Annotated in this window: 5 protein-coding genes; all 5 read left to right on the top strand. The window is 69.0% G+C overall.

The genetic code is table 11. The annotated features are described in order from the left end of the window. Positions 1-908 precede the first annotated feature (908 nt). Complete coding sequence (gene dnaK / locus ACYVDG_RS21745; protein WP_460756568.1) at positions 909-2,777, top strand: molecular chaperone DnaK; 1,869 nt, start codon at positions 909-911, stop codon at positions 2,775-2,777. A gap of 44 nt (positions 2,778-2,821) precedes the next feature. Further along, on the top strand, positions 2,822-3,568 hold the full coding sequence (gene grpE / locus ACYVDG_RS21740; RefSeq protein WP_460756562.1) for a nucleotide exchange factor GrpE: 747 nt from the start codon (positions 2,822-2,824) through the stop codon (positions 3,566-3,568). Between the two features lie 155 nt (positions 3,569-3,723). Further along, positions 3,724-4,890 (top strand): molecular chaperone DnaJ, encoded by a 1,167-nt coding sequence (gene dnaJ / locus ACYVDG_RS21735; protein WP_460756557.1) that lies wholly within the window; start codon positions 3,724-3,726, stop codon positions 4,888-4,890. Continuing rightward, on the top strand, positions 4,887-5,396 hold the full coding sequence (locus tag ACYVDG_RS21730) for a heat shock protein transcriptional repressor HspR (RefSeq protein ID WP_460756552.1): 510 nt from the start codon (positions 4,887-4,889) through the stop codon (positions 5,394-5,396). The genes dnaJ and ACYVDG_RS21730 overlap by 4 nt, the downstream gene beginning before the upstream one ends. A gap of 98 nt (positions 5,397-5,494) precedes the next feature. Continuing rightward, complete coding sequence (gene clpB / locus ACYVDG_RS21725; RefSeq protein ID WP_460756548.1) at positions 5,495-8,113, top strand: ATP-dependent chaperone ClpB; 2,619 nt, start codon at positions 5,495-5,497, stop codon at positions 8,111-8,113. Positions 8,114-9,016 lie beyond the last annotated feature (903 nt).

Raw genomic sequence — 9,016 nt, 5'->3', positions numbered from 1 at the left:
CGGCCCACACTCACGGTCCGCCAGATCTGGTACGAACCCAGAGCGAACAAGGCGAGCGCGACCACGGCGAAGACCGAGGTGATGATGCCCAGTGTCAAATACAGAGGATGCATCGCCGGAGGCCTCCCATCCTGCTTTCGTCATCCGGTGCGCCACACACCGGTGGTCCTGATAGATGTTACTAGCGAGTAATAGCACTGCTGACACCGGGACCCGACCGGCTTGACCGGGCCCACGGCATCTGAGGGCTCACGTCCCTCGCGTCCGTCACCGTGCGTCCGGGCTACGGGACCGCGTCCGCACATGGGTGCCAACCGTAGCCAGCCCTCCGCGCAACAGAATCACGCGGGTGCACCCGAGTCTCCCCGAACACACCCCCTCACCTCTATGTAAGCGGACATCGGGGCAGACCGGGGACACTGAGGCATCGGTAGGAGCACCGGTTCGCTCCACCGCTCCCCCAACTCCCGCCCGCCCCGGTCCACCGCCTTCGTGCCTGCGCCCCTTCGCGCGCCCGCGCGAGAGTGCCGAGAGGGAACAGGGAGAAGGCGCGCGACGGGACTGAGCCGCCGCCCACAGGCTGTGCACAACCGGCGTGCGGCACCCCGCCCCGGACACGGCACACCCGCTGTTCGCTCAGCGCGATCCCACTTCCCGGCCCACCCCCGCGTCCAACCCCGAGAGGGCCCGGCAACCCCTGGTTTCCAGGTCAAGGATGTCCCTGAGTTGCCCCGGGTTTCGCCCATTTCCTCGTGGAATCTGCCCAGGCCGGGAACATCCCCGCCTAGCCGGCCGTTGTCAGGTCGTAGGAAGTAACCTGAGTCGGGTCGACTCAACTGACTTGACAGCCCCCACCCGACGAAGCAAAATTACGTCTGTACGACTCAACTTTGACGGAGGAAACAACCATGGCACGTGCGGTCGGAATCGACCTCGGTACGACGAACTCGTGTGTCGCGGTCCTTGAGGGTGGCGAGCCGACGGTCATCACCAACGCCGAGGGCTCCCGCACCACCCCTTCGGTCGTGGCCTTCGCCAAGAACGGTGAGGTGCTCGTCGGTGAGGTGGCCAAGCGTCAGGCCGTCACCAACGTCGACCGGACGATCCGCTCGGTGAAGCGTCACATCGGCACCGACTGGTCGGTGGAGATCGACGAGAAGACCTTCAACCCGCAGCAGATCAGCGCCTTCATCCTGCAGAAGCTCAAGCGCGACGCCGAGGCCTACCTGGGCGAGGACGTGACCGACGCGGTCATCACCGTCCCGGCGTACTTCAGCGACTCGCAGCGCCAGGCCACCAAGGAGGCCGGCACGATCGCCGGCATGAACGTCCTGCGCATCATCAACGAGCCGACCTCGGCCGCGCTCGCCTACCACCTCGAGAAGGAGGACGAGGCCACGATCCTCGTCTTCGACCTCGGTGGCGGTACCTTCGACGTCTCCCTCCTCGAGGTCGGCGACGGCGTCGTGGAGGTCAAGGCGACCAACGGAGACAACCACCTCGGTGGTGACGACTGGGACCAGGCCGTCGTCGACTGGCTGGTCGAGAAGTTCAAGAACTCCAACGGCGTCGACCTGTCCAAGGACAAGATGGCGCTCCAGCGCCTGCGCGAGGCCGCGGAGAAGGCGAAGATCGAGCTCTCCAGCTCCGCCGAGACGCAGATCAACCTGCCCTACATCACGGCTTCGGCCGAGGGCCCGCTGCACATGGACGAGAAGCTCACCCGCGCCGAGTTCCAGCGCCTGACCTCGGACCTGGTCGAGCGGACCAAGACCCCGTTCCAGCAGGTCATCAAGGACGCCGGGATCAACCTGGACCAGATGCACCACGTGGTCCTGGTCGGCGGCTCGACCCGTATGCCCGCCGTCGCCGAGCTCGTCAAGGAGATGACCGGCGGCAAGGAGCCCAACAAGGGCGTCAACCCGGACGAGGTCGTGTCCATCGGTGCCGCGCTGCAGGCCGGTGTGCTCAAGGGCGAGGTCAAGGACGTCCTGCTGCTGGACGTCACCCCGCTGTCGCTTGGCATCGAGACCAAGGGCGGCGTGTTCACCAAGCTCATCGAGCGGAACACCACCATCCCGACCAAGCGCTCCGAGATCTTCACGACGGCCGACGACAACCAGCCGTCCGTGCAGATCCAGGTCTACCAGGGCGAGCGCGACATCGCCCAGTACAACAAGAAGCTGGGCGTCTTCGACCTGACCGGTCTGCCCCCGGCGCCGCGCGGCGTCCCGCAGATCGAGGTCACCTTCGACATCGACGCCAACGGCATCGTGAGCGTCACCGCGAAGGACCTGGGCACCGGCAAGGAGCAGTCCGTCACCATCTCCGGTGGTTCGGCGATGTCCAAGGAGGACATCGACCAGATGGTCCGCGACGCCGAGCAGTACGCCGAGGAGGACCGCAAGCGCCGCGAGGAGGCCGAGGTCCGCAACAACGCCGAGTCCCTCGTCTACCAGACCGAGAAGGTCATCACGGACAACGAGGACAAGATCCCGGCGGACGTGCGCTCCGAGACCGAGGCCGCCGTTGCCGAGCTGAAGACCGCCCTCGAGGGCACCGACGTCGAGGCCATCCGCACCGCCAGCGAGAAGGTCGCTCTGGCCAGCCAGAAGATCGGTTCCGCGATCTACAGCCAGGGCCAGCAGGGTGGCGAGGGTGCCGCCCAGGGCGAGCCCGGCGCCGACGCCTCCGCAGACGGCTCCGCTGACGACTCCGACGTCGTCGACGCCGAGATCGTCGACGAGGAGAACGGCAAGGGCAACCAGGGTTCCTGAACCGGGCAGCCCACTGAGAGCCGAGGAAGGAGGGAACGTCGGACATGACGCCGTCGGAGAACAACAGTCCCGACGCCGGTGACGGCGACGAGACGCAGGGTCCGGTGATCCGGGACAACCGCAAGGTCGACCCCGAGACCGGCGAGGTCCGGGACCCGCAGGGCGAGTCCGCCGCTGAGGCCGAGGGCTCCGAGGAAGAGCCCGAGATCGTCGAGGCCGAGGTCGATGAGGTCCCCGAGGTTCCGGACACCCCGGAGTCCGTGGTGTCCGAGGCGATCAACGCCGACGAGCGGGTCATCGAGCTCACCAACGACATCAAGCGGGTACAGGCGGAGTACGCCAACTACCGCAAGCGTGTCGACCGCGACCGTGTGGCCGTCCGCGAGGTCGCCACCGCCCAGGTCCTCAGCGAGCTGCTGCCGATCCTGGACGACATCGGTCGGGCCCGCGAGCACGACGAGCTCAGCGGCGGCTTCAAGGCGGTGGGCGAGTCCCTGGAGACCACGGCCACCAAGCTGGGTCTGGAGAAGTACGGCGAGCAGGGCGACGAGTTCGACCCGAACGTCCACGAGGCGCTCACCCTGGTCCCCGTCCCGAATATCTCCGTCCAGTCGGTGATCGAGGTGTTCCAGCCCGGGTACCGCATCGGGGAGAGGATCCTCCGCCCGGCCCGCGTGGTCGTCGGGGAACCGATGGACGGCGCGGAGGAGGCCCCGGCCGACTCCGCCGACGAGCCTTCGGACTCCACCGACGCCTCCGCCGACAGCGGCGAAGGCGGGGACAAGAAGTAGGTACGGGTCAGGCCCCTAGAGGGGTGGCTCTGGTGTGGCCGTGGCTGACGTGAGAACGTCGGTCACGGCCACCGGCCGACCCCGGCCCCGCGCGGCGCGGGGCCACATGGAAACATCGGACGCAACCGGCACCAGCGGGGAGAAGGCACCAGTCGATGAGCACCAAGGACTACCTGGAGAAGGACTACTACAAGGTCCTGGGAGTCTCAAAGACGGCCTCCAAGGACGAGATCAAGTCGTCCTACCGCAAGCTGGCCCGGGAGAACCACCCGGACGCCAACACCGACGACCCCAAGGCTGAGGACCGCTTCAAGGAGATCTCCGAGGCGTACAACGTCCTGTCGGACGACAGCCGCCGCAAGGAGTACGACGAGGCGCGTTCGATGTTCGGCGGCTCGTACCGCCCCGGGGGCGGTACCGGCCCCGGCGGGTTCGACATGAGCGACATCTTCGGCCAGAGCACCCCGGGTGGCGGCGGTGCCCCCGGAGGCGAACGGCTGAGCGACCTGTTCGGCGGACTGTTCGGCAACCGCGGCCGGGGCGGCCAGGCCACCCGCAGCAGGCGCGGAGCCGACGTCGAGACCGAGACCACGCTGAGCTTCCGCGAGGCCGCGGACGGGGTGACCCGTTCGTTCCAGCTGAGCAGCGAGGCCCCGTGCAACACGTGCAGAGGCACGGGAGCGCGCGCCGGTTCGGCCCCGCGTATGTGCCCCAAGTGCAGCGGCACCGGGCACGAGAGCACCAACCAGGGCGGCTTCTCGCTGTCCGAGCCGTGCAGTGAGTGCAGGGGACGGGGCCTCGTCGTCGACGACCCCTGCCCCACCTGCACCGGTAGCGGGCGCGGCAAGAGCACCCGCACCATACAGACCCGTATCCCCGTCGGCGTCACCGACGGGCAGCGCATCCGCATCAAGGGGAAGGGCACGCCGGGCGAGAACGGCGGGCCCAACGGTGACCTCTTCGTCGTCGTCCACGTGAAGGGGCACCCGGTGTTCGGCAGGAACGGCGACAACGTCACCATCACCGTCCCGGTGAGTTTCCCGGAGGCGGCACTGGGCGCCGATGTCCGAGTGCCCACCATGAGCGGGTTCCCGGTGACCGTGAAGGTCCCGCCGGGCACGCAGAACGGGCGCACACTGCGTGTCCGCGGCAAGGGCGCCACCCGCCGGGACGGCACCATGGGCGACATGCTCGTCACCTTCGAGGTAGCGGTGCCCCAGACACTCAACGGCGACGCGCGCGAGGCGCTGGAGAAGTTCCGCGCGGCGACCTCGGACTACGACCCGCGAGCCGACCTCGAAGCGCGGGCGAAGGGCGCGTGAACACCGTGAACGATCCTTCCTTCGGGGCAGACGCACCGGTCTACGTGATCTCGGTGGCCGCGGAGCTGGCCGGGATGCACCCGCAGACGCTGCGGCAGTACGACCGGTTGGGGATCGTGTCTCCGGGCCGCACGTCCGGACGGGGTCGCCGCTACTCCATGCGCGACGTACGGACGCTGCGCGAAGTGCAGCGCCTGTCGCAGGAAGAGGGCATCAACCTCGCCGGGATCAAGCGGATCCTGGAATTGCAGGACGAGGTGGAGGAGCTGCGCGAGCACCTGTTCCACCTGGCCAACGAACTCGAGGCGGCCCGTCGTGCGGTGTCCCGGCGGGGCCACCCCACACCCCGCCCCGAGGCCGGGCAGGGACGCGGGGAGCTGGTGCGTCGCACCCGCGTCACGATCTTCAACACCGCCGAACCCGGGGACGACCTCCCCGAGCGGGGGAACGGGAACGGCGAACAGCGCAGGGACGGGCCCGGCCGGGGCGAGTCCGACGAAGGCTGAGACCCGGGACTGACGGGGTTCCGGCGAACTGGTACCGGGCACGACCGGCCCTCTACTATCACTCTGAGTGACAACACCTGTGAAAGGAGTCACCAGCCATGAACTACAAGCTCACCCAGAAGAGCCAGGAGGCTCTGGCCGCTGCCATCCGCCAGGCCACGTCTGACGGCAGCCCGCAGACCGAACCGCTGCACCTGCTCAGCGCGCTCCTGGACCAGGCCGAGGGCATCACCCGGCCGCTGCTCAAAGAGGTCGGTGCCAACCCAGACCAGCTCAGGGACAGGGTCGAAGCTGCCATCGGCAACCTGCCCAAGGCAGCGGGTTCCACGGTCAGCTCCCCGAGCTCGTCACGGCAGCTCATCGTCTCCATCAACACGGCCGCCCAGCGCGCCAAGCAGATGGAGGACGAATACGTCTCCACCGAACACCTTCTGGTGGGGCTGGCCACCGACGGCGGCGAGGCCGCCCGCCTGCTCAACGAGACCGGAGCCGGCCCGGAAGCCCTTCTGGAGGGTTTCGAACGGGTCCGCGGCACCGGCCGGGTCACCTCGGAGAACCCCGAGGACACCTACCAGTCCCTGGAGAAGTTCGGTGTGGACCTCACCGAGCGCGCCCGCGAGGGCAAGGTCGACCCGGTCATCGGCCGGGACGGGGAAATCCGCCGGGTCATCCAGGTCCTCAGCCGCCGCACCAAGAACAACCCCGTGCTCATCGGCGAGCCCGGTGTGGGCAAGACCGCCGTGGTCGAAGGGCTCGCCCAGCGCATCGTGGCCGGCGACGTACCGCAGTCACTGCTCGGCAAGCGGCTGATCAGCCTCGACCTGTCGGCGATGGTCGCGGGCGCCAAGTACCGCGGCGAGTTCGAGGAGCGGCTGAAGGCGGTGCTCTCGGAGATCAAGGAGTCCGAGGGCCAGATCATCACGTTCATCGACGAACTCCACACCATGGTGGGCGCCGGCGCCGCCGAGGGCGCCATGGACGCGGGCAACATGCTCAAGCCCATGCTCGCCCGCGGTGAGCTGCGCATGGTCGGCGCGACCACCCTGGACGAATACCGGGAGAAGATCGAGAAGGACCCCGCGCTGGAACGCCGTTTCCAGCAGGTGTTCGTCGGCGAGCCGTCGGCCACCGACACCATCGCGATCCTGCGCGGCCTCAAGGGCCGGTACGAGGCGCACCACAAGGTGCAGATCTCCGACTCGGCGCTGGTGGCCGCGGCCACCCTGTCGGACCGCTACATCACCGCCCGCTTCCTGCCGGACAAGGCCATCGACCTCATCGACGAGGCCGCGTCCCGCCTGCGCATGGAGATCGACTCCAGCCCCGTGGTGATCGACGAGCTGCGCCGCGCCGTCGACCGCCTCAAGATGGAGGAGATGGCGCTCGACAAGGAGTCCGACCCCGCCAGCCAGCAGCGCCTGGAGCGGCTGCGCGCGGACCTCGCCGACAAGCAGGAGCAGCTGACCGGTCTGGTCGCGCGCTGGGAGCAGGAGAAGGCCGGGCTGAACCGGGTCGGCGACCTCAAGGGGCAGCTGGACGAGCTGCGCACCCGCGCGGAACTGGCCGAGCGCGAAGGCCGCTTCGAGGAGGCCTCCCGGCTGATGTACGGGGAGATCCCGCAGCTGGAGGACCAGATCGAGGAGGCGTCCAAGGCGGAGGAGAACGCCGCGGACTCCGGTGCCGACAGCATGGTCAAGGACGAGGTGGGCGGCGACGAGGTCGCCGGGGTCGTGTCCTCCTGGACCGGCATCCCCGTCGGGCGGCTCATGGAGGGCGAGACCTCCAAGCTGCTGCGCATGGAGGAGGAGCTCGGCCAGCGGCTGATCGGGCAGAAGGACGCCGTCGCCGCCGTGTCCGACGCGGTGCGCCGTGCTCGGGCGGGCATCTCCGACCCGGACCGGCCCACGGGCTCGTTCCTGTTCCTGGGCCCCACCGGTGTGGGCAAGACCGAGCTGGCCAAGGCGCTGGCCGAGTTCCTGTTCGACGACGAGCGCGCGATCGTTCGCGTCGACATGAGCGAGTACTCGGAGAAGCACTCGGTGTCGCGCCTGGTGGGCGCGCCCCCCGGGTACGTGGGCTACGAGGAGGGCGGCCAGCTCACCGAGGCGGTGCGCCGCCGCCCCTACACCGTGGTGCTGCTGGACGAGGTGGAGAAAGCCCACCTGGAGGTGTTCGACACCCTCCTGCAGGTGCTGGACGACGGCCGCCTGACCGACGGCCAGGGCCGCCAAGTGGACTTCCGCAACACCATCCTCATCCTCACGTCCAACCTGGGCTCGCAGTTCCTGGTGGACCAGTCACTGGAGGAGTCGGCGCGCCGGGACCGCGTCATGGACGTCGTGCGTGCCACCTTCAAGCCGGAGTTCCTCAACCGGCTGGACGACGTGATCATGTTCGAAGCGCTCTCCACCGCGGACCTGACCCGGATCGTCGACCTGCAGGTGGCGAAGCTGGGCCGGCGCCTCGCGGACCGGCAGCTCACCCTGGACGTCACCGCGGGCGCCCGCGAGTGGCTGGCGCTCACCGGCTTCGACCCGAACTACGGCGCCCGGCCGCTGCGCCGCCTGGTGCAGTCCTCCATCGGCGACCCGCTCGCCCGTGAACTGCTCTCCGGCGAACTCACCGAAGGCGACACCGTCGTCGTGGACGTGGACGACACTCAGGACAAACTCTCCGTGACCACCAGGAAAGCCGAGGAACCGGCTCTGGAGGCCTGAGAGCCTGGTGACAAGGGGTGTGGCCCCCTGTCCTTGGGGGCCGCTTTCCGCGTGGGTGGGGAGTCCGCGTGGGGAGTCCGCGTGGGCTGGGGTTTGTTGTTGGGTGCGGGTTTCCCCGTTCCCTGCCGCTTGATGGTGGCCGTCTCCGCTGCGCGCGTCAAGGTCGTCGCCGTCGAAGCGCTGGCGCGCTGTCGGTGGCGCTCCACCTTGACCCGCTTCGCTGCGACGGCGGGTGGGCGGCTATCAGGAAACGGGGGACGTGTGGTCGGGGCCCCAAGGGGCCCTTCGGGCCCCGGGCCTGCGGCCCGAAGGGCCGGGCTTCGCCCGGTCCGGCCGTGACCGGCCGGATCCCTGCCCATCCGCCCGGCTTCATCGGCCAGCGCGTCCCAATCCAGTGACCAGCCAGCGACGAAGAGCCCGAACAGGCCCGGCGCATGGCCGAGCGCGTCCCACCGGACTTTCGGTCAGGGGTGGGCCCCCTTTCCAACGATGATCTTGCCCCTGTCTCAACCCTCGACGGCCGAGGGTGGAGCTGGGGGCAAGATCATCGGGGATGAACCGGTTTCGGACGCAGCGGTCATCTTCGCCGGGCCGGTTCCGGACAGCGGGGCTGCCTCCGTGTGGGGCGCCCACCGGGGGGCGCCCGCTACCCCCACATGGGGGCGCCTGGGGCGCCGAGCCCCCTCCCGGAAGCACCCGGGGCCGGTGAACCCCCTCCCTGGAGGCAATCTCGGTACCCAAAATGACTCCAGCAGGGGGGTTCGATGCCCTGGAACCCACACCCGACCGGTCCAACAGCACCACCCGCACCCGTATGGGCCACCCACCACCGAGCCGCCAGACCGGTGGGACGCGCCCAGCCACCCAGGCACCTGTTCGGGCCCTTCGTCGCCCACCGGCCAC

It is taken from the genome of Nocardiopsis oceani (assembly GCF_054777395.1).
Note: the sequence above shows the minus strand (reverse complement) of the source record. Positions and strands in the feature narration are given on the sequence as shown.